Origin of the sequence: Leucobacter sp. cx-42 (assembly GCF_014529985.1) — a bacterium.
Taxonomy (GTDB): Bacteria; Actinomycetota; Actinomycetes; order Actinomycetales; family Microbacteriaceae; genus Leucobacter.
Map to the genome: position 1 here is coordinate 184221 of NZ_JACVMU010000006.1, position 19945 is coordinate 204165.

The window sequence follows — 19945 nt, forward strand, 5'->3', positions numbered from 1 at the left end:
TCCGGGTGGGGATGAACGTTCGAAAGTGCGGGAGCGGATCGCCCCGCAGGTGGCGGATCGGGCCGGTGAGGCACCGATCCGCCAACTGGGTGCTACCTGCTGATTACCAGCGGTAGTGAGCGAACGCGCGGTTCGACTCAGCCATCTTGTGAGTGTCCTCACGACGCTTTACAGCGGCGCCGAGGCCATTCGATGCGTCGAGGATCTCGTTGGTGAGACGCTCGGTCATCGTGTTCTCACGACGAGCCTTTGCGTAGCTGGTGAGCCAACGCAGTGCGAGGGTGTTCGCACGGTGCGGCTTTACCTCAACGGGCACCTGGTAGGTCGAGCCGCCAACACGACGCGAACGTACCTCAAGGGTGGGACGCACGTTGTCGAGCGCCTTCTTGAGTACGGTCACGGCATCCTGGCCGCTCTTCTCTGCGACGGTCTCGAGTGCACCGTAAACGATGCGCTCTGCGAGACCCTTCTTGCCGTCAACAAGAATCTTGTTGACGAGCTGGCTTACGATCGGTGCGCCGTATACCGGATCGGCGACGACGGGACGCTTAGGAGCGGGACCTTTACGAGGCATTACTTCACCTTCTTTGCACCGTAGCGGCTACGAGCCTGCTGGCGATCCTTGACCGCCTGCGTGTCGAGCGCGCCGCGCACGATCTTGTAACGAACACCGGGGAGGTCCTTCACACGACCACCGCGAACGAGCACCATCGAGTGCTCCTGGAGGTTGTGGCCCTCACCGGGGATGTACGCAGTTACCTCGGTACCGTTCGAAAGCTTCACACGAGCGACCTTACGCATCGCCGAGTTCGGCTTCTTAGGGGTGGTGGTGTACACACGGGTGCACACGCCGCGCTGCTGAGGGTTCGCCTTCAGAGCGGGCGCCTTGGTCTTCGAGACCTTCGGCGTCCGGCCCTTGCGAACCAGCTGCTGAATAGTAGGCACTGATTCTCCTAGTTAGTCCTGCACGGTGACAGGAATGCTTCACATGGTTGAGCATGCGTGCTTGCTTGCACAAGCACTGAGCTGCTGCCGCTCACGATCCACAAAAGCGGATCATGAGAGGCTGAGTGCAGCTATGCCGTGGGGGTTTCATCTCGGACGAGATGAGGGACCCACAGTGCGCGCCACCCTTGCCCGCATGCGAGCATGCGAATAACGGCGGTACACACCTCGTTCCACTTTACGGGCGATTGGCCAGATTCGCAAGATTCCGCGGGGTTACGCGGGCGGTTCTAGGTGCTTTGCCAGCTCCTCGAGGAGCGCCTCAACCTGAGGCTCCACAAATCGCGCAATTGCCGCGCGAACGTCGGGTCGGTGCGTCACGAGGGCAGCGCACACGGCATTGCCCGTGTCGACGGCGACGCGATCCGCCACAATCAATTCCTGCCGCAGCACATCGCGCTCTGCAGGCGTCATTGGCGGGCGCGGGAGTGCGACACTCCCCCGGTCCTGTTCGGCGAGTTCGCCCATGGTGAAGAGGAATGGCTGCCCATCGTCACCGGGCTCCGGGTCGGGATCGATTCCGTCAAACTCCGGCTCGAGTCCCGCGAGTGGATCATAGCCAGGCGCCGACCACGCTTCGGCACCCTGGAGTTCTGCATACAGCGCCGGCAATGCGGCCTCCGTAAACTCATCAACTCGGCGGTCGATGATCTTTTGCATGCGCGCGATGAGCGCGTGGGTCACCTGATGCGGCGTTGCATCAGGAATACCGGCTGCTCCAATGAGCGGCGAGCCAATGCACCGTCGACAGATGCGAGCGCGTCCCTTGTGCACCGGCGGCGCCCACTTCGGGACCCAACGGAGCCAGGCGGCGATGGCATCAGCGACATCGTCCTCGACGGTGCGGGAGTTCATTCAGATGGCTCGTCTCGCTCCCACGGCCAACGCGGTGGTGGCAGCTCCGTGTACACCCGACGCACGAGCACCGCCCAGAACGCAAGACATGATACGAACCAGATCGGCACCAGCACCCATGCGTAGACGCTCAGCCAGGTCTCTTCGATGTGCAATCCACCGAGTGTTCCCCCGAGGCACCACACCAGGTACGCGAGCAGCGATCCAACGAACATCGTCGTCCATGCGGGATGCACTCGTCCACGCAATAGCGCGAGCGCCTGTTGCCACATGGTTGTAGCAAGCGCCACGAGCGCAATTACAACAAGTACGGGTGCGAGCCACCGCGGCACGCTTTCCGTCTGCACCGGGGATGCGGATCCGAGCAAGCTCGTGAATCCCCACACCGCGACGAGCAATGCCACGGCGACAACCAAACACGCGGCAATGAGCCCGCGGACGTATCCACGGGTCACGCCGCGTCTTGGTTGAGGAGCCATCACTACTTTGAGTTCACCTCTGCGAGTGCGACCTCGTACTCGTCAAGCAGCTCTGCGTTACGGTTGCGCACGCGGCGACCGCGGAAGCCAATCCACGCACCGAACCAGACAGTCACCTCACGGGCGACGATGCCAGCTGCGATGGCCGGCATCGTAAAGCCATACTGCTCAATGATCGCGAAGGGATCGGTACCGATCCCGATGCCGAGCCCGAAGCGCGCGTAGAGCGCAGCGCCAGCGGTAGCCGCAAGCCAGGTTGCGACGCCAACGAAGAAACCAAAGACGATGTACGCCCACCAGCCAGCTCGTCCGACAATCAGCACCAGCAGCGCGAGCGCAGCGAAGAAACCGAAGACTGCGGCTTCAAAGCCCCAGTTCTGCAGGAGCGGGAGCAGGCCCTCGCTGAGGTACGTCGATGGCGGGAACTGTGGTGCCTGCCATGCCGCATAGACACCTGCGAGCACGACGCCGAAACCGACCATGGCGACGAGTGAGATGAGCACGCCCACGCCACGATTGCCACGCAGATCTGGCGGCATCGGAGTCTGCATGTACAGGGCCGCCATCGGATGCTCTGCGCTGATGCGAATCTCGCCGTCACGCTCAGTCACCGCAACAGTGTCAGGCTCTGCCACGACCACTTCCGCAGCGGCACTCGGGAGTTCCTCGAACTCCGCTACCTCGGGAAGTACCGAGGTAGCCGCCGCAGGCGCGGGTGCCACGCCAGTGGTTGACGCGTCATCTGCGAGCGGCAAGTCCATCTCAGTTGCAACCTCGGAAAGCGCCTCACGACGACGAAGTTCAACGTCGTCTACCGTGAGGGGCGCTTGCGGATCCGCCGAAACAACCTCGGTTGACGCATCAACCGGCGTAGCGGATGCCGCAATTGACTGATCCGCCGATTCCTCAGTGCCAACCGCACGCGCGCGCTCGACTGCCTCAAGAACCTGGTTCTCTTCAACGACGTCCTCAGTAACGGGTGCGCCGGGGTTCGGCTTCTCGTTCTCAGTCATCGGTGCTCCTCACTGGTGGGGATCGCACCACGCACACATGCGGGCACGGTGATATGGCAAATACCGTACTCTGCCCTACCGACATTCCGCGATCAGCGCGCCGTAGCGTTACCAAAAAACGAAAACGGCCCCGGTCCACTGCTTGCGCAGCGGCCGGGGCCGTCATCGAGAACTTCTTAGCTGAAGTTACCGGGGTTGAACTCGTCAGAGGTGAAGCTGTCGAAATCAACGAACGAGAAATCGTTCTCATCGAACGTGCCTTCACCAGCGAATACGCGGTTCGGGTAACGCTCTGCCTTTGCCTCTTCAGTCGGCTCGACGTCGACATCGCGGTAGGTGCTCAGGCCGGTACCAGCCGGGATGAGCTTACCGATGATGACGTTCTCCTTCAGACCGACGAGCGGATCCTTCGATCCCTCCATCGCTGCCTGGGTGAGGACGCGAGTGGTCTCCTGGAACGAAGCAGCCGACAGCCACGACTCAGTTGCGAGCGAAGCCTTGGTGATACCCATGACCTCGGGACGTGCGGTAGCCGCACGCTTGCCCTCGATGAGTGCCTCGCGGTTGATGCGCTGGTAGCTTGCACGGTCAACGAGTGCGCCGGGGAGCAGCTCGGTGTCGCCGTGATCGACAACGGTGACCTTGCGGAGCATCTGGCGAACGATGACCTCGATGTGCTTATCGTGGATCGGCACACCCTGCGAACGGTATACGCCCTGAACACCCTCAACGAGGTACTTCTGGACCGCACGCTCACCGGGGATGTGCTTGCCGTTCTGAGTCGAACCGACCTGCAGGATGTCCTTGGGATCAAGGGTACCTGCGAGGAACGGCTGGCCGAGCTCGACGTGATCGCCGTCAGTAACGAGCAGGGTTGCACGCTTCAGGACGGGGTATGCCTTGACCTCAGTGCCATCGTCGGGAGTGAGGAGTACGCGACGCGACTTCTCGGTGTCCTCGATAGCAATGCGGCCTGCAGCCTCTGCGATCGGCGATGCACCCTTGGGGGTACGTGCCTCGAAGAGCTCCTGGACACGGGGCAGACCCTGGGTAATATCTGCTGCCGACGCCGAACCACCGGTGTGGAACGTACGCATGGTCAGCTGAGTACCGGGCTCACCAATCGACTGAGCAGCGATGATGCCGACTGCCTCGCCGATGTCAACGCGCTGACCGGTCGCAAGCGAACGGCCGTAGCAGGTTGCACATACGCCGACTGCAGATTCACAGGTCAGAACCGAACGAACCTTGATCTCGGTGACGCCAGCTGCAACGAGCTGCTCGATTGCAACGTCGCCCACGTCCGAGCCACCTGCGAGGACGACAGCGCCGTCTGCTGCAAGTGCATCGGTTGCGAGGGTACGTGCGTAGACCGAGTTCTCGACGTTCTCGTCACGGACGAGGACGCCGTTCGCGTCTGCCTCTGCGATTGCGAGGTCGAGACCCTTCTTCGTGCCACAGTCTTCTTCGCGGATGATGACATCCTGCGAAACGTCGACGAGACGACGGGTCAGGTAGCCCGAGTCAGCGGTACGGAGTGCGGTATCAGCAAGACCCTTACGTGCACCGTGGGTCGCGATGAAGTACTCCGCAACCGACAGGCCCTCACGGTACGAGTTGATAATCGGGCGAGGAATAATCTCACCCTTCGGGTTCGACACCAGGCCTCGCATACCCGCGATGTTACGGATCTGCAGCCAGTTACCACGTGCACCCGACGAGACCATACGGAAGACCGTGTTGTCCTCGGGGAATGCGTCGCGCATCGCCTGAGCAACCTCATCGGTAGCCTCGGTCCAGATGTCGGTGAGTGCCTTGTGACGGTCAGCGTCGCTGATCATACCGAGGTCGTAGTCACGCTGAACCTTAGCGGCGCGCTTCTCGTGACCTGCGATGATCTCTGCCTTGTTCGACGGCGTGATGACGTCAGACAGTGCAACGGTGACACCCGAGCGCGATGCCCAGTGGAAGCCGGCATCCTTGATGCGGTCCAGGGTCGCAGCAACCTCGGTCTTGGGGTAGCGCTCAGCGAGGTCATTCACGAGACCCGAGAGTGCGCCCTTGTCAGCAACGCGCTCGAAGTACGGGTAGTTCGTGGGAAGTGCCTCGTTGAAGATCGCACGGCCAAGCGTGGTCTCAACCAGGGTCGGCTTCTCCATGGTCACACCCGACGCATCGGTGTACCCGATGAGACGGAGCTTGACGGGAGCGCCGAGGTCGAGGGTGCCCTCGTCCATGGCCAGGATTGCCTCGGAGATGGTACCGAACGCACGACCAGCGCCCACAGCCTTCGGCTTGAGGGTGGTGAGGTGGTGCAGACCGATGATCATATCCTGCGAAGGCAGAGCAACCGGACGGCCGTCCGAAGGCTTCAGGATGTTGTTCGATGCAAGCATGAGGACGCGTGCCTCAGCCTGTGCCTCTACCGAGAGGGGCAGGTGAACAGCCATCTGGTCACCGTCGAAGTCAGCGTTGAACGCTGCACACACGAGCGGGTGAAGCTGGATCGCCTTGCCCTCAACGAGCTGCGGCTCGAACGCCTGAATGCCGAGGCGGTGCAGGGTCGGTGCGCGGTTCAGCAGCACAGGGCGCTCGCGGATGATCTCCTCGAGTACGTCCCAGACCTCCGAGCGTGCGCGCTCGACCATACGCTTTGCAGCCTTGACGTTCTGTGCGTGCGACAGATCCATGAGGCGCTTGATCACGAACGGCTTGAAGAGCTCGAGTGCCATCTGCTTGGGCAGACCACACTGGTGCAGCTTCAGCTGCGGGCCAACGACAATAACCGAACGGCCCGAGTAGTCGACTCGCTTACCGAGCAGGTTCTGACGGAAACGCCCCTGCTTACCCTTGAGCATGTCCGAAAGTGACTTGAGCGCACGGTTACCGGTACCGGTAACGGGGCGACCACGACGGCCGTTATCGAACAGTGCGTCAACAGCTTCCTGAAGCATGCGCTTCTCGTTGTTCACGATGATCTCGGGAGCACCGAGGTCAAGGAGGCGGCGCAGACGGTTGTTGCGGTTGATCACGCGGCGGTACAGATCGTTGAGATCCGAGGTCGCGAAGCGGCCACCGTCAAGCTGCACCATCGGGCGAAGCTCGGGCGGGATAACCGGGACAACGTCGAGCACCATTGCAGCGGGGCTTGCGCCGGTCTGCAGGAACGAGTTGACAACCTTCAGACGCTTGATGGCGCGGATCTTCTTCTGACCCTTGCCCTCAGCGATCTGGAGGTGGAGCAGCTCGCTCTCAGCCTCGAGGTCGAATGCCTCAAGACGCTTCTTGATTGCTTCTGCACCCATGAATGCGTCGAAGTAATCGCCGTAGCGGTCCATGAGCTCGATGAAGACTGCGTCCTCAGCCCGGAGATCGCCAACCTTCAGGTTGCGGAACTCTTCCCAGACGCGCTCGAGACGAGCGATGTCTTCGTCGAAGCCCTTACGGATAAGGGTCATGTCCTTCTCAGCCGACTGCTCGGCGCGACGGCGCTGATCAGCCTTCGCACCCTCAGCCTCGAGTGCTGCAAGGTCGGTCTCCGACTGCTGCATACGCTTCGAGATAGCAATATCGCGCTGATCTGCGAGGGTACGCAGCTCGTCGCGAAGCTCTGCCTCGAGCTCTGCAAGGTCTTCGTGGCGGCCCTCTTCATCGATGTCGATGACCATGTACGCAGCGAAGTAGATGACCTTCTCGAGGTCCTTCGGTGCCATGTCGAGGAGGTAACCGAGACGGCTCGGAACACCCTTGAAGTACCAAATATGGGTAACGGGAGCTGCAAGCTCGATGTGGCCCATGCGCTCACGACGAACGCTCGACTTGGTGACCTCTACGCCACAACGCTCACAAACGATGCCCTTGTAACGGACACGCTTGTACTTACCACACGCGCACTCCCAGTCACGCGAAGGACCGAAGATCTGCTCACCGAACAGACCGTCCTTCTCGGGCTTCAGGGTGCGGTAGTTGATGGTCTCAGGCTTCTTGACCTCGCCGTGGGACCAGCTGCGGATGTCGTCGGCGGTCGCCAGACGGATCTGCAGTTCATTGAAACTCGTACCTTCGAGCAAAGTTGTTCTCCTTGGTAGCTTTTGTCTGGCCCGGCTTAGATCTCGTCGACAGACGAGGTCTCGAAGCGGGATGAAAGGTTAATGCCGAGCTCTTCCGCGGTGCGGTGAGCCTCATCGTCGTTGTCACGGAGGCTGACGACCTGGCCGTCAGCACCGAGTACCTCAACGTTCAGGCAGAGCGACTGCATCTCCTTCATGAGAACGCGGAACGACTCGGGCACGCCCGGCTCCGGAATGTTCTCACCACGGACAATCGCCTCGTAGACCTTGACGCGACCGAGGATGTCATCCGACTTGACGGTCAGGAGCTCCTGGAGGGCGTATGCGGCACCGTATGCCTCAAGTGCCCACACCTCCATCTCACCGAATCGCTGGCCACCGAACTGCGCCTTACCACCGAGCGGCTGCTGGGTGATCATCGAGTACGGACCGGTCGAACGAGCGTGAATCTTGTCGTCGACGAGGTGGTGCAGCTTCAGGATGTACATGTAGCCGACCGAGATCGGGTACGGGTACGGTTCGCCCGAACGGCCATCGAACAGACGGGTCTTACCGGTCGAGTCGATGAGGCGAACGCCATCACGCGTGGGAAGGGTCGAGTCAAGGAGACCAGCGATCTCTGCCTCCGAAGCACCATCGAACACGGGGGTCGCAACCTTGGTGTTCGGAGCAGCCTCGCGTGCCTCTTCCGAGAGCTTTGCAGCCCACTCAGGCATGCCGTCGATCTTCCAACCCTGCTTGGCGATCCAGCCGAGGTGAACCTCGAGGACCTGGCCGAAGTTCATTCGACCCGGGATACCGAGCGGGTTGAGGATAACGTCAACCGGGGTGCCGTCTTCCAGGAAGGGCATGTCCTCGATCGGGAGGATCTTCGAGATGACACCCTTGTTGCCGTGACGGCCTGCAAGCTTGTCACCCTCGGTGATCTTACGCTTCTGAGCGATGTAGACCACCACGCGCTGGTTGACGCCCGAGCCGAGCTCGTCGTCGTTGTCAGCGTCGAATACCTTCACAGCGGTGACGGTACCTGCAACACCGTGCGGAACCTTCAGCGAGGTATCGCGAACCTCGCGGCTCTTCTCATTGAAGATCGCGCGAAGCAGGCGCTCCTCAGCGCTGAGCTCGGTCTCGCCCTTCGGGGTGACCTTACCAACGAGAATGTCGCCGGGGCTGACCTCAGCACCAATGCGGATGATGCCGCGCTCGTCGAGATCCTTCAGCGACTCCATGCTTGCGTTGGGGAGGTCACGAGTGATCTCTTCCTTACCAAGCTTCGTGTCACGTGCATCGATGTCGTACTCTTCGATGTGGATCGACGAAAGGGTATCGTCCTTCACCAGGTTCTGGCTCAGGATGATCGCATCCTCGAAGTTGTGGCCTTCCCACGGCATGAACGCTACGAGGAGGTTCTTGCCGAGTGCGAGCTCACCGTTCTCGGTTGCCGGGCCATCAGCGATGACCGAGCCAACCTCAACGCGCTCGCCAGCCTTGACGATGACGCGGTGGTTGTAGTTCGTGCCCTGGTTCGAACGGTCGAACTTACGCATACGGTAAGTCTTCGATCCGCCCTCATCGTTGATGACGGTGACGGCGTCAGCCGAAACGTCCTCAACAACGCCAGCCTGGAGCGCGGTGATCACGTCACCAGCATCGATGGCTGCGTAGCCCTCCATACCGGTACCAACGATCGGCGACTCGCTGCGGAGCAGCGGGACAGCCTGACGCTGCATGTTCGCGCCCATGAGTGCGCGGTTCGCATCATCGTGCTCGAGGAACGGAATCAGCGACGTAGCGACCGAGACCATCTGGCGCGGCGAAACGTCCATGTAGTGAACGCGAGCTGCGTCAACGAGCACAACCTCGGAGCCACGGGGGCGAGCGAGGACCTGCTCCTCAGCGAAGCGGCCGTCCTCAGTGAGGGGTGCGCCTGCCTGAGCGATGAGGAACTCGTCCTCTTCGTGTGCGGTGAGGTAATCGACCTGGTCGGTGACCTTGCCGTCGACGATGCGACGGTACGGGGTCTCGATGAAGCCGAAAGCGTTGATGCGCGCGAAGGTTGCGAGTGCACCAATCAGACCAATGTTCGGGCCCTCAGGAGTCTCAATCGGGCACATACGGCCGTAGTGCGACGGGTGAACGTCTCGAACCTCAACACCTGCGCGGTCACGCGACAGACCACCGGGGCCAAGTGCCGACAGACGGCGCTTGTTGGTGAGGCCCGCGAGGGGGTTGTTCTGGTCCATGAACTGCGACAGCTGCGAAGTTCCGAAGAACTCCTTGATAGCTGCGAGCACGGGACGCGTGTTGATCAGTGTGTTCGGCGTGATCGCTTCGATGTCCTGCGTGGTCATACGCTCGCGGACAACGCGCTCCATACGGCTCAGGCCGGTACGGACCTGGTTCTGGATGAGCTCGCCGACAGCGCGGACGCGACGGTTACCGAAGTGATCGATGTCGTCGGTGTCGAGGCGGTTGTCGAAGATCTCGCCCTCGCGGACGCCGGGAAGGGTCTCGGTGCCTGCGTGCAGACCAACGAGGTACTTGATGGTGCTGACGATGTCGTCGAGCGAGAGTACCGAGTCGGTGATGGGTGCGTCGATGCCGAGCTTACGGTTGATCTTGTAACGACCAACCTTCGCGAGGTCGTAACGCTTTGCGTTGAAGTAGCTGTTGTCGAGCAGCGCGCGTGCTGCCTCGATAGCAACCTGCTCGCCCGGACGCTGCTTGCGGTAGATGTCCTTGAGGGCGTCTTCCTGCGTGACAATGTCCTTGTTGTCCTTCGCAAGCGTCTCGGTGATCGAGTCGTAGCCTGCGAACTCTTCCAGAATCTCTTCGGCGGACATGCCGAGAGCCTTGAGGAAGACGGTGACCGACTGCTTACGCTTACGGTCGATACGCACGCCAACCTGGTCGCGCTTATCGATCTCGAACTCGAGCCATGCACCACGGCTCGGGATCACACGTGCAGTGAAGACGTCCTTGTCACTGGTCTTTTCGGGCGTGCGCTCGAAGTAGACACCGGGGCTACGGACGAGCTGCGAAACGATAACGCGCTCAGTGCCGTTGATGATGAAGGTGCCCTTGTCGGTCATGATGGGGAAATCGCCCATGTAGACCGTCTGGCTCTTCAGTACCTGAGTCTCGGTGTTGTAGAAAGCAGCCTCGACGTAGAGGGGTGCGGAGTAGGTCTTGCCTCGCTCCTTGCACTCTTCAATCGTGAACTTCTTCTCATCGAGAATCGGGTTCTCGAACGAGAGCTGCATAGTGCCTGCGTTGTCCTCGATAGGCGAGATCTCCTCAAAGATCTCTTCGAGGCCACTGCGGAGCGCGACGTCGTCGCGCCCTTCGGCCTGTGCTTCAACGAGGCGTGTCTTCCACGCTTCGTTGCCGACGAGCCAATCAAAGCTCTCGAGCTGCAGTGCCAGCAGATTAGGCACCGACAGCGTGTCGGAAATCTTGGCGAAGGACAGACGCTTGTGATTGCGCCCATTCTTCGGGTTGGTGGATGACGATGCGTTGCGCGCAGCAGCCAAGGAAGTACCTCCGTGAGCCCCGTCGGGCCGGTTGACCTGGTCTTGCGAGAAATGCAACGGAATCACTCGTTCGGGGCTATTTGCGCATGAAGCGCCAACTCCCGGAACCTCCCACTATATGAAGGCACACTGGTGTCCGTAGTGCAAACAACGAGTTTATCACCAGAAATTTCACTTGTCTACCGAATGTGTGTATATTGCCCCGATCAGTTTTCGGCTCAATCCGGGCATTCCAAAGGTTTGCCGAGTATCGTTCCAGGATGTCAAGCGATCAAGATCCGCGCCCCGCAGTCTCGCGCCCCCGCGCCACAGCCCACGATCCGTGGCCCATTCCGCGCGCAGCGTTGCCCATCGCGATCGCCGCAATCGCGCTCGTGTGCGGTTTCGGCACGTACTTACTGATTGGCGGATCAGGCCCCACCCCGATCGACACCTGGTGGCTGGGTGTCACCACCATTGACGCGTCCAGTCCTGCTGCCGCACTCGCAAAGTTCCTCGCGGTCGTTGGCGGATCGAAGGGCGTCATCATACTCGGCGCCGTACTGATCGTGCTCCTGTGGGCGCTTCGGCATCGGCGATCCGCGCTCATGTTGGCGACAGCGCTCCTGCTCGGGGTCGCGATGTCAGAGGTGTTGAAGCGGGTCTTCGAGCGCGCGCGGCCCGGCGATCAGCTGTTCCCGACATCGGGCTTCTCGTACCCCTCAGGGCACTCGATGGGCGCGGCAACGCTCGCGATCTCCCTCGCGATCATCGTTACGTGCTTCATTGGCGCGAGCCGTACGGTACTCGCAGTCACTTGGTTCGTTGCTGGCGCATGGGTAGTACTCATGATGTGGAGTCGTGCCGCACTGCACGCACACTGGCTCACCGATACCCTCGGTGGCATGCTCCTCGGGTGTGCTGCAGCTCTTCTCGCGGGCTGGCTGTGGTCCGATTCTGGGGTTCTCGGCCGCCGCAATATGGTTGAGGGATGAAGCTTCCGGATCCTGTCACGCTGAGTTCAGGGCTCACCGCCGCAATTGAAGAGGACGAGTGGGTCCCGGGCGCGGTGCAACTTGTCGTTGACGGCACCCCGCAGTCTCACGTGAACCTGCGCAACCCGGCTGACCTGTTCTATGAGTACATTCGGCGGATCGGCCACGTCATCGATCTCTTCAAGCCGAGCAGCCAGCCCATCTCGGCGTTGCATCTCGGCGGTGGCGCATTCACGCTTCCACGTTACGTCGAGGCGACTCGGCCGGGCAGCCGGCAGCAGATCATCGAGCTCGAGGGCGCGCTCGTCGATCTCGTGCGTGAGGCGGCTCCCCTGCCACAGCGGGCAAGCATCCGCGTGCGTCGCGGCGATGCCCGCGCCATGCTCGCGAAGCTGCCCGCAGGCATGCACGGCGCGATGGATCTCATCGTCGTGGATGTGTTTGCTGGCGCGCAGACGCCCGCGCATATTTCAAGCGTCGAGTTCTATGACGCGCTCAAGCCGTTCCTCTCACCAGGCGGTGTGGTTGTCGTCAATGCTGCCGATGGCGCCGGGCTGCCGTTTGTGCGCGGCCAGGCTGCGACGCTTGCCGATCGGTTCTCAGTCGTTGCCGCGATCGCTGAGCCGCAGGTGCTCAAGGGACGCCGATTCGGCAACGTCGTATTCGTCGCTTCGGATGCCGACCCTGATTTGGAATGGTTGCCGCGCTTGCTCGCTGGCGGCCCCTTCCCCGCGAGCATGCTCGCCGGCCCCGAGTTTGCCGCGCTCGCTGCCAAGGCGAAAGTCGTCACCGACGCAACCGCCTTCGACTCCCCCGCACCACCCGAGGGCATCTTCGGCTGATGGCGTCACTGACTGAGGTGCGCGCGCTGGCCGAGTCACTGATCGAGGAGCACCTCGGGGTGCGCGGTGGCGCTGGCGGCGGTGCCGGCACTGTCGGCGTGCGCGGGTTGATTGGGCGTCTGGGATCCCGGACGCCAGGCGCAGTTCCCCCCGCTGCACCGTGGACCTTCGATTTCGACCGCGCGAAACGCCGTGCCGGTTTGTGTAACTTCACCGATCGGCGGATCACCGTCTCCCGATACCTCGCAGAGAAGTACGAACTCGTAGAGGTGCGGCAGATTCTGCTCCACGAAGTGGCTCATGCGTTGGTTGGTCCCGAAGTCGGGCACGGCCCCACATGGCGTTCAACTGCAGCTTCGATTGGGTACACGGGTGGCCGGACGCACGATGGTGAGATCGCGCACGAGCAGGCCCCCTGGATTGGACTGTGCCCTGCGGGGCACGAGTTTTTCCGGTTCCGAAAGCCAACGCGCCCGTCATCGTGCACCAAGTGCGCGCGAGGGTACTCGCCCGAGCACGGGATTCACTGGCGGCGACGCTAGGCCGCGCTGTCGGTGCCAGCGCGCCAGTGTCCCGCCTAACCCCGCGAAGCCCGCTTCGTCGGCAAACCTCGCGAAACTGACCGTTTCTGCCGAAACTTGCCGTTTCACGCGTATGAAAGGGGTGTTCTCGCGAGAAACGGTCGATCTCGAGCGGTTTGCTGGCGACGACACGCTCAAGCGCGTGCCGCGGGGCTCCAGAACTGCTCAGCGCATCGCCAACGCGGCTCAGGTTGTGAGGCATCCGTGCGGCCGCAGGCCGCGCCCTTTCCATAAGAGCGCGGCGCAGCATGCGCCACGTAGTCTTCTCCCCTGCCTAGCCATTGTGGTTGGCGCATCCTACGCACCGGCCCGGGCACAGAAATGCTTCGGGTTTGGGCCAGCCCGCCGCCTACCAGCCGACGGTAGCGAGGGCCTGCCGCACGAGGTTGCCGCGACCGCCGGGGAGATCAGCGAACGTGGAATCAGACAGCGCTTCAGCAGGTGAAAGCCACGCGATCTCGAGTGCGTCCTGTCGTGGCTCGCATGAGCCCGTCACCGGCACCACATAAACAAGTGACACGGCGTGCTGACGTTCGTCAACGTATCGGGAAATGCCGGGCATTGGGAAGTACTCAGCGATCTGCGCGGGAACCAGCGCAGTGGGAATCTGCGGGAACGCCATAGGCCCGAGATCATTCTCAAGGTGGCGGAAGAGCGCCTCACGAATCGTCTCACCGTAGCGAACTCGGCCAGAGACGAACGCGTGACCGAGCCGGCCTTCCGGGGTGCTTCGCAAGAGCAGTCCAACTTCGGTGACGTTGCCATACCCGTCAAGCCGCACCGGCAGCGCCTCGACGTAGAGCATCGGCATTCGGCCACGTACGAACGCGAGCTCTGCCTCGTTCAGCCAGCCCGGGTTCTCCATACTGCGCGGAGCACGCTCGGGCTCAGTCGGTTCCTCAGGACGGTCTGCGGTGTCAATCGCCATGGCCCCATTCTGCCAGGGACCTCTGCGAAGCACAGCTATCATTTACGGGTGGCTGCGAACGAGATTCAGGAAACCGAACAGATCATACGCGTGAGTGCGGTGGTGATGCGCAATTCGGACGGCCGTGTATTGCACGTTCGCAAGCGCGGAACCGACATGTTCATGCTCCCCGGCGGCAAGCCAGAGGCAGGCGAAACCGCCGATGTGACCGCTGTACGCGAGATCGCAGAAGAGCTCGGGTTCGAGCTCGAATCCGCAAGTCTGATTCCGCTGGGTGTGTATCGATCCGCTGCCGCAAACGAGGCAGGCTTCGTCGTCGAAGCGGCCGTGTTCGTGGCGCCTGCGGTGCCGGGCATTGAGTCCGCAGCACCCCAGGCCGAAATCGAGGCCATCGACTGGATCGCTCCAACGAACACGCGCGCTGACGTGGCCCCACTCAATCACGACCATGTATTCCCCGCGCTGCGCACACTGGACGCCGCGGCGTGACCGACCCCAAGCCTGGCATCGTCTTCACGATCGGCCGCGCGGTGCTGCGGCCGGTGCTTGCGCTTGGGTTCCGCCCGCACATCACCGGGCGTGAGAATGTTCCAGATTCTGGCCCGGTGTTACTTGTGAGCAACCATCTCTCAGGGTTCGATACGATCTTGATTCCGTCGTTCGCGCCACGCAAGGTGCAATTCCTGGCGAAGGCCTCGCTCTTTTCGAACGGGCTTGGTCGCTGGTTTTTTACGCGGATCGGCGCCATCCCCGTCTACCGGGAAGCTTCGTCGGCAGCTCAGGCCGCGCTTGATTCAGGCCGTCGGGTACTCGCAGCGGGCAATGTATTTGCCGTGTTCCCCGAGGGGAGTCGCTCACGCGATGGTCGTCTCTACCGCGGAAAGCCTGGCGCTGCCTGGCTCGCCCTTGAGACCGGTGCGGCCGTGGTGCCCGTTGGCCTCATCGGCACCAGCAGGAGATTAACCGGTCACCGTTGGCCGCGCGGCCGCGCGCAGATCACGTATGGGCAGCCGCTCGATTTCTCAGCTCTCGCGGCTTTGCCCGGTGGCAGAGCACGCCGTGAGGCGACCGAGCAGATCATGTGCGCGATCCAGGCATTAACTGGGCAGGAGCGCACCGATGCGCACGCGTCAGGCGCGGTCGGAGCTTAGCCGGCAGGGGCGCAACAGCCAACCCCGCGAGATGGGTCCGTTCACACGAAAAGGCCCCTTTCATACGCATGAAAGGGGCCTTTTCGGTAGAAACCCTCAGTTTCGAGGGGTTGAGAGCGCTACATCAAGCCCTAAAGGTTACAGAATCTCAGCACGCAGCTGCTCAGCCGACTTCGGCGAGAGCAGGCCGGGAGCGATGTCGAACGGCGTCTTCGCACCGGTATCGCCCTGCGCAGCGAGACGAGCTGCCGCGCGTGCGTAAGCCACGAGCACGCTCGAGGTGAACTCGGGGTTCGAGTCGAGTGCAAGCTTGTACTCGATGGTGTGGTTGACACCCTCAGACGACTCACCGCTGCGAATCACGAAGCCGCCGTGGGGCATGCCCTGGTGGTCGCGTGCCAACTCTTCAGCCGAAATGAAGTTCACGGTCGTGTCGTACGGCTCGAAGTAATCGGGCATCGTGACGATCTCGTTGCGAACTGCTTCTGCGTCTGCGCCCTCTGCGAGCACGACGAAGCACTCGCGAGTGTGCTGCTCACGAGTGGTGAGCTCGGGCTGCTCGCCCGAACGCACGCGCTCGATCGCCGACTCTGCGGGAAGGGTGTACTGCACGGCACCAACAACACCCTCAATGCGGCGAAGCGCATCGGAGTGACCCTGGCTGAGGCCACGGCCCCAGAAGGTGTAGGTCGAGCCCTGGGGCAGGATTGCCTCACCGTAGAGACGGTTGATCGAGAACAGGCCCGGATCCCAGCCGGTCGAGATGATCGCGATCGTGCCTGCTGCGGTTGCAGCAGCGTCTACGGCTGCGAAGTGCTCGGGAACCTTGGGATGCGTGTCAAAGCTGTCAACAATGGTGAATCGTGCAGCGAGCTCGGGGCTCTGCACGGGCAGGTCGCTGCGCGAGCCGCCGCAAAGGATAAGGACATCAATCTCGTCTGCGTGCGCATCGAGGTCTGCAAGAGCGTATGCGGGTGCTCCCGCCGTCTTCACTTCTAATGGATCGCGGCGTGAGAACACGCCGACAAGCTGGAGGTCAGGGCTCAGTGCGATCGCCTTTTCGACGCCGCGTCCGAGGTTGCCGTAGCCAACAATTCCGATACCGATAGGAGTGGTCATGCGAATCATCATATGATGTTTTGGCACTCCGACACGCGGTATTTACGACATATGACGCCCAACGTTCATCAGACCTGCTAGCCGAGGCCGAGCACCGAAATCGCCACCGTGAAGTAGATCATCAGGCCACTTGCATCGCAGAACGTCGAGATGAACGGCGTCGAGAAGACCGCCGGATCCACCTTGCACGCACGCGCCACCAACGGGATCACGCCACCAACGGTCGCCGCAATCGGCAAGTTGATGATGATCGTCAGGCCGATGACGATGCCGATCGGCACCTCGTAGACGAGGCTCGCAACGGCGAATGCCAGCACCGCAAGAATCGCACCGAGCATGAGGCCGGTTCGCACTTCCTTGAACGCGACGCGTGCAGCATCACGCAACCGCACTTCACCCATCGCGAGCGCGCGGGTGACGGTCGTCGCTGCTTGCGACCCGGTGTTACCACCGATGCCCGTGAGGAGCGGGATAAACAGCGCAAGCGCCACCTGCTGCTCAAGCGTTGCTTCGTACAGCTCAAGCACGTTGACCGTGAGCACCGCCGAAATCGCGAGCACGAGCAGCCAGACGATACGCGAGCGCGCGATCTTGCGCACCGGGGTGAGGAGATAGGGGCGACGAAGCGGCTCGCTCGCACCAGCGCGCGCCTGGTCCTCTGCGACGGCTTCCTTGTCGATCTTTGCCGCGTCCGTGATGGGCAGCAGACCGACGAGGCGGCGCTCTTTATCAACGACGGGTGCGAGCAGATCGCCAGAGTCGAGAAGCTGACGTGACGCCTGCTCGACATCTTCGTTCGTGGTCGCCACGATCGGATCTTCGTTCATGATGTCGGTCACGATCGTGCCGGGGGCGGATCGCCACACATCGGCGGGGTCAACAGTTCCGAGCAAGATGCGGTCTCGGGTAATCACCGGGATCGCAGCAAAGTCGGAAATGTTGACATCTTCGCCGTTAATGCGGGTCGCCAGCGTGGCAACGGTGTCGTCCGCATACGCGCGCACCCGGGTGGGTGACATGTGACGTCCGACGGACCCCATCGGGTAGCCGAGGAGCTCCATGACTGGGCCACGCTTGGTGATGTCGATCGAGGCGACGAGGCGCTTCGCGACACGTGCCGGCAGCTCATCGAGCAGGCGCGCCTGCTCATCGGGGTCGATCGTGGCGAATGCCTCGGTGATTGCGCCGTGACCGAGTTCGTCAACGAGGTCAGCCTGCGTCGCAGTGTCGAGACTGTCGAAGACGGGCGCGGCATCGCCCTTGTGGAGGAGTCGGAAGACGATCGCTGCCTCGTTGGTTGGCAGCGCGTCAATTACCTCGACGACCTCAGCGGTATCGAGGGTGTGCAGAATCTCGGCGAGACCTTGGAGGTCGCCTGCCTGCAGTGGTTCGCGGATCTGGTTCTGAAAGTCGACCATGTCGGCACCTTCTGGCTTCACGCACCACACAATGGTGCGGACGGATGTTTGAGAGCACGCCTCAAGTCACCTATTCCAGGGGTGCGGCGTGCTATACCGTCCTGGAGGTGCGGTGAGATCGACTGAGCGGATCGCCCATCATGCACCTCCTGCCGTGTTTCACAGCGAGCCAGCGAGTCTGACTCCAGAAAACCCTATGTTACCCGATCTGTAGCGTGGTGAGGCAGGTCGGATCTTCAGGTCCGGTCGTCACCACCTGCGATCCCGTCTTTCCATCTGCCGTCACGGTGACCTCATACTCGTTGCCGCTCTCGAGCCACACACCGGTGAATCCGTTGTCTGCGAGCGTGCGAGCGCCGTCAACTACGGTCTCCCCCGTCGCCGTATTCGTGATCTGCAGTGTCACGTCTGCACCTCGCATCTCACCGACACACGTCGTAAGGCTGTGAAAGGTGCAGGGATGCGTCTGCTCAACGTAGGGCGCAATCGAGAGGTAGAACTGCCCCTCAGGAATTGCCAAGTTGTGGGCGGTCGATTCTCCTGGCTGCAGCTGCAGTTCGGTTGGCGTCACCGACGCAATGAGGTTGGTGGGACGCTCAGCAAGCGGCAGCGCATCAAGCGCGTCAATGATCTCGCGCGGATTCGTCGTTGAGATCCCCAGGTCAGACAGTACCGTTGCGGGCACCGCCGCGCCGGAGACCTCCACCGCGCCACCCTGTTCACCAGCCGTATCGTTACCGGTGGTGCACCCGGTCACGGCAAGCACCGTCGCGAGCGCGAGAGCAGAAACAACCCCAAAACGTACAGTCATGTGGCCATCTTCCCAAGCCACACGTCAAAGCCGCCTGTGAGTTGTGTCTTGGGGCGGATCCGCACCTATTCCACTGGTACGACCGGCGCGGCGAAGCGGTCGCTGTGGGACTTGCTGAAGGGGTCGAAGATCCAGCTCACCGCTAGGGCAATGCCAGCAGCGACGAGGCCAGCAATGACCCGCTCACCCGCGAGTACGTACCCCGGAAGTTCTGAGCTCGACGTCAGCAGGATTGCCGGCGTGAGGAATGCGACGAACAGCGCGTAGTTGCCCATATTGATGTAGGCCAGGCAGAGGATGCCACAGATGGCAGCCGCTGCGGTCTGCGCCGGCTCGGGCGCAAACATCATGAGGGCGGCAAAGAGCGCACCCGCGATCGTGCCAAACATGCGCTGATGTACACGCGAAACGCGGTTATCGAAGCCAACCGAGAGAATCATGCAGAACGTGAGCAGCGTCCATTCGGTGAACGTCTTGCCAACGAGCTGACCGAGCAGCAGGATGAGCACGGAGCCGGAGGCAAACATGAAGCCGTACCACAAGCGCTGGTGCGTGCTTGTGGGCTGCTCGAGCTTGCCGCTCTTTTGCGGGTTCAGCCAGCCAACCAACAGCATGACCGATGCGCCTGCGATCGAACCGACGATGACGTGCCAGAGCTCCATGGTGCCGCTCGCACCGATGCCGGCGAACACCACAAAGTTCACCGGCGAGCGGCTCAGTGACGCAATCTCACCAATGCGGAACATGCCCTGCACCACACACACCAGCACCACACCGATGAGCATGGGCCAGAAGCCGAGGCCACCGATCAGGAAGCCGGCTACCGCGACAGCAACCGCCCAGCACGCGGCAAGCGCTCGAGTCTTCAACACGAAGGTGCGCACTGGCGAGAGCAGGAAGAGCATCGCAAGATATCCAGCGCGAGCGGTATTGGGACCGATGACCACATTCAGCAGACCGAGCACCACGATTGCGGCGATCGCGAGCGCTACGGCGCCGAGGATCGCGGCCTTCGTGAGGCGGAAGGAGAATCCGTCGAGCTTCTTTGCGGTCAAGTCATTCACATCCCCATGCTATCTATGCGGATGGCAGTTCACAGGGCGGATCAGTGGAACGTCTGTGTGTCGCGTGTGACACGCAGACGTTCCCCTGATCCGCCCCGGTGA

The 19945-nt window shown here is 61.9% G+C and carries 17 protein-coding genes; 5 read left to right on the forward strand and 12 right to left on the reverse strand.

Annotated features, from left to right (window positions below; genetic code table 11):
* Positions 1–103: 103 nt before the first annotated feature.
* The 7 genes from rpsG to ICM05_RS06975 form a co-directional block, all read right to left on the reverse strand.
* The gene (rpsG, locus tag ICM05_RS06945; RefSeq protein ID WP_188023852.1) at positions 104–574 is read right to left on the reverse strand and encodes a 30S ribosomal protein S7; all 471 of its coding nucleotides are present in this window, start codon (positions 572–574) and stop codon (positions 104–106) included.
* On the reverse strand, positions 574–945 hold the full coding sequence (rpsL, locus tag ICM05_RS06950) for a 30S ribosomal protein S12 (RefSeq protein WP_046456180.1): 372 nt from the start codon (positions 943–945) through the stop codon (positions 574–576). The genes rpsG and rpsL overlap by 1 nt, the downstream gene beginning before the upstream one ends.
* Before the next feature lie 276 nt (positions 946–1221).
* A complete protein-coding gene (locus tag ICM05_RS06955; protein ID WP_188023853.1) occupies positions 1222–1860 on the reverse strand; it encodes a spermidine/putrescine ABC transporter substrate-binding protein in 639 nt (212 codons plus the stop codon).
* Complete coding sequence (locus ICM05_RS06960) at positions 1857–2339, reverse strand: hypothetical protein (protein ID WP_188023854.1); 483 nt, start codon at positions 2337–2339, stop codon at positions 1857–1859. The genes ICM05_RS06955 and ICM05_RS06960 overlap by 4 nt, the downstream gene beginning before the upstream one ends.
* Before the next feature lie 2 nt (positions 2340–2341).
* Positions 2342–3352 carry a hypothetical protein gene (locus tag ICM05_RS06965; RefSeq protein ID WP_188023855.1) on the reverse strand — a complete coding sequence of 337 codons (1011 nt, stop codon included), beginning with the start codon at positions 3350–3352 and terminating at the stop codon, positions 2342–2344.
* A gap of 176 nt (positions 3353–3528) precedes the next feature.
* Positions 3529–7422 carry a DNA-directed RNA polymerase subunit beta' gene (locus ICM05_RS06970; protein ID WP_188023856.1) on the reverse strand — a complete coding sequence of 1298 codons (3894 nt, stop codon included), beginning with the start codon at positions 7420–7422 and terminating at the stop codon, positions 3529–3531.
* Between the two features lie 35 nt (positions 7423–7457).
* Positions 7458–10955, reverse strand: coding sequence for a DNA-directed RNA polymerase subunit beta (locus tag ICM05_RS06975; RefSeq protein WP_188023857.1), 3498 nt, complete (start codon positions 10953–10955; stop codon positions 7458–7460).
* Between the two features lie 260 nt (positions 10956–11215).
* Between ICM05_RS06975 and ICM05_RS06980 the strand changes: the two genes are divergently transcribed.
* From ICM05_RS06980 to ICM05_RS06990, 3 genes are read left to right on the forward strand one after another with little or no spacing between them, the layout of a single operon-like run.
* Positions 11216–11929 carry a phosphatase PAP2 family protein gene (locus ICM05_RS06980; protein WP_188023858.1) on the forward strand — a complete coding sequence of 238 codons (714 nt, stop codon included), beginning with the start codon at positions 11216–11218 and terminating at the stop codon, positions 11927–11929.
* Positions 11926–12771 (forward strand): spermidine synthase, encoded by an 846-nt coding sequence (locus ICM05_RS06985; protein WP_188023859.1) that lies wholly within the window; start codon positions 11926–11928, stop codon positions 12769–12771. Before ICM05_RS06980 ends, ICM05_RS06985 begins: the two co-directional genes overlap by 4 nt.
* A complete protein-coding gene (locus ICM05_RS06990) occupies positions 12771–13313 on the forward strand; it encodes a SprT-like domain-containing protein (protein ID WP_188023860.1) in 543 nt (180 codons plus the stop codon). The genes ICM05_RS06985 and ICM05_RS06990 overlap by 1 nt, the downstream gene beginning before the upstream one ends.
* A 388-nt stretch (positions 13314–13701) precedes the next feature.
* Here the strand turns inward: ICM05_RS06990 and ICM05_RS06995 are convergent, their stop codons facing one another.
* The gene (locus ICM05_RS06995; RefSeq protein WP_188023861.1) at positions 13702–14280 is read right to left on the reverse strand and encodes a DUF4916 domain-containing protein; all 579 of its coding nucleotides are present in this window, start codon (positions 14278–14280) and stop codon (positions 13702–13704) included.
* Positions 14281–14328: 48 nt separating this feature from the next.
* On the opposite strand from ICM05_RS06995, the gene ICM05_RS07000 reads away from it, so the two are divergent.
* Entirely contained in the window at positions 14329–14769 is a 441-nt protein-coding gene (locus tag ICM05_RS07000; protein WP_353055842.1) for an NUDIX domain-containing protein, read from the forward strand.
* Entirely contained in the window at positions 14766–15431 is a 666-nt protein-coding gene (locus ICM05_RS07005; protein WP_215401754.1) for a lysophospholipid acyltransferase family protein, read from the forward strand. Before ICM05_RS07000 ends, ICM05_RS07005 begins: the two co-directional genes overlap by 4 nt.
* A 138-nt stretch (positions 15432–15569) precedes the next feature.
* On the opposite strand, the gene ICM05_RS07010 is transcribed toward ICM05_RS07005, so the two are convergent.
* The 4 genes from ICM05_RS07010 to ICM05_RS07025 form a co-directional block, all read right to left on the reverse strand.
* Positions 15570–16550, reverse strand: a complete 981-nt coding sequence (locus tag ICM05_RS07010) for a diaminopimelate dehydrogenase (RefSeq protein ID WP_188023862.1) — start codon at positions 16548–16550, stop codon at positions 15570–15572.
* 77 nt (positions 16551–16627) lie between these two features.
* Positions 16628–17968 (reverse strand): magnesium transporter, encoded by a 1341-nt coding sequence (gene mgtE, locus ICM05_RS07015; RefSeq protein WP_188023863.1) that lies wholly within the window; start codon positions 17966–17968, stop codon positions 16628–16630.
* 199 nt (positions 17969–18167) lie between these two features.
* A complete protein-coding gene (locus ICM05_RS07020) occupies positions 18168–18779 on the reverse strand; it encodes a CueP family metal-binding protein (RefSeq protein WP_188023864.1) in 612 nt (203 codons plus the stop codon).
* Positions 18780–18844: 65 nt separating this feature from the next.
* The gene (locus ICM05_RS07025; RefSeq protein ID WP_188023865.1) at positions 18845–19843 is read right to left on the reverse strand and encodes an FUSC family protein; all 999 of its coding nucleotides are present in this window, start codon (positions 19841–19843) and stop codon (positions 18845–18847) included.
* Between the last annotated feature and the right edge of the window lie 102 nt (positions 19844–19945).

What these genes read in the sequence shown, in the direction of transcription:
- rpsG (WP_188023852.1), bottom strand. Translation starts at nt 574, where the DNA reads ATGCCTCGTAAAGGTCCCGCTCCTAAGCGTCCCGTCGTCGCCGATCCG.
- ICM05_RS06955 (WP_188023853.1), bottom strand. Translation starts at nt 1,860, where the DNA reads ATGAACTCCCGCACCGTCGAGGACGATGTCGCTGATGCCATCGCCGCC.
- ICM05_RS06960 (WP_188023854.1), bottom strand. Translation starts at nt 2,339, where the DNA reads ATGGCTCCTCAACCAAGACGCGGCGTGACCCGTGGATACGTCCGCGGG.
- ICM05_RS06965 (WP_188023855.1), bottom strand. Translation starts at nt 3,352, where the DNA reads ATGACTGAGAACGAGAAGCCGAACCCCGGCGCACCCGTTACTGAGGAC.
- ICM05_RS06980 (WP_188023858.1), top strand. Translation starts at nt 11,216, where the DNA reads ATGTCAAGCGATCAAGATCCGCGCCCCGCAGTCTCGCGCCCCCGCGCC.
- ICM05_RS06985 (WP_188023859.1), top strand. Translation starts at nt 11,926, where the DNA reads ATGAAGCTTCCGGATCCTGTCACGCTGAGTTCAGGGCTCACCGCCGCA.
- ICM05_RS06990 (WP_188023860.1), top strand. Translation starts at nt 12,771, where the DNA reads ATGGCGTCACTGACTGAGGTGCGCGCGCTGGCCGAGTCACTGATCGAG.
- ICM05_RS06995 (WP_188023861.1), bottom strand. Translation starts at nt 14,280, where the DNA reads ATGGCGATTGACACCGCAGACCGTCCTGAGGAACCGACTGAGCCCGAG.
- ICM05_RS07010 (WP_188023862.1), bottom strand. Translation starts at nt 16,550, where the DNA reads ATGACCACTCCTATCGGTATCGGAATTGTTGGCTACGGCAACCTCGGA.
- mgtE (WP_188023863.1), bottom strand. Translation starts at nt 17,968, where the DNA reads ATGGTCGACTTTCAGAACCAGATCCGCGAACCACTGCAGGCAGGCGAC.
- ICM05_RS07020 (WP_188023864.1), bottom strand. Translation starts at nt 18,779, where the DNA reads ATGACTGTACGTTTTGGGGTTGTTTCTGCTCTCGCGCTCGCGACGGTG.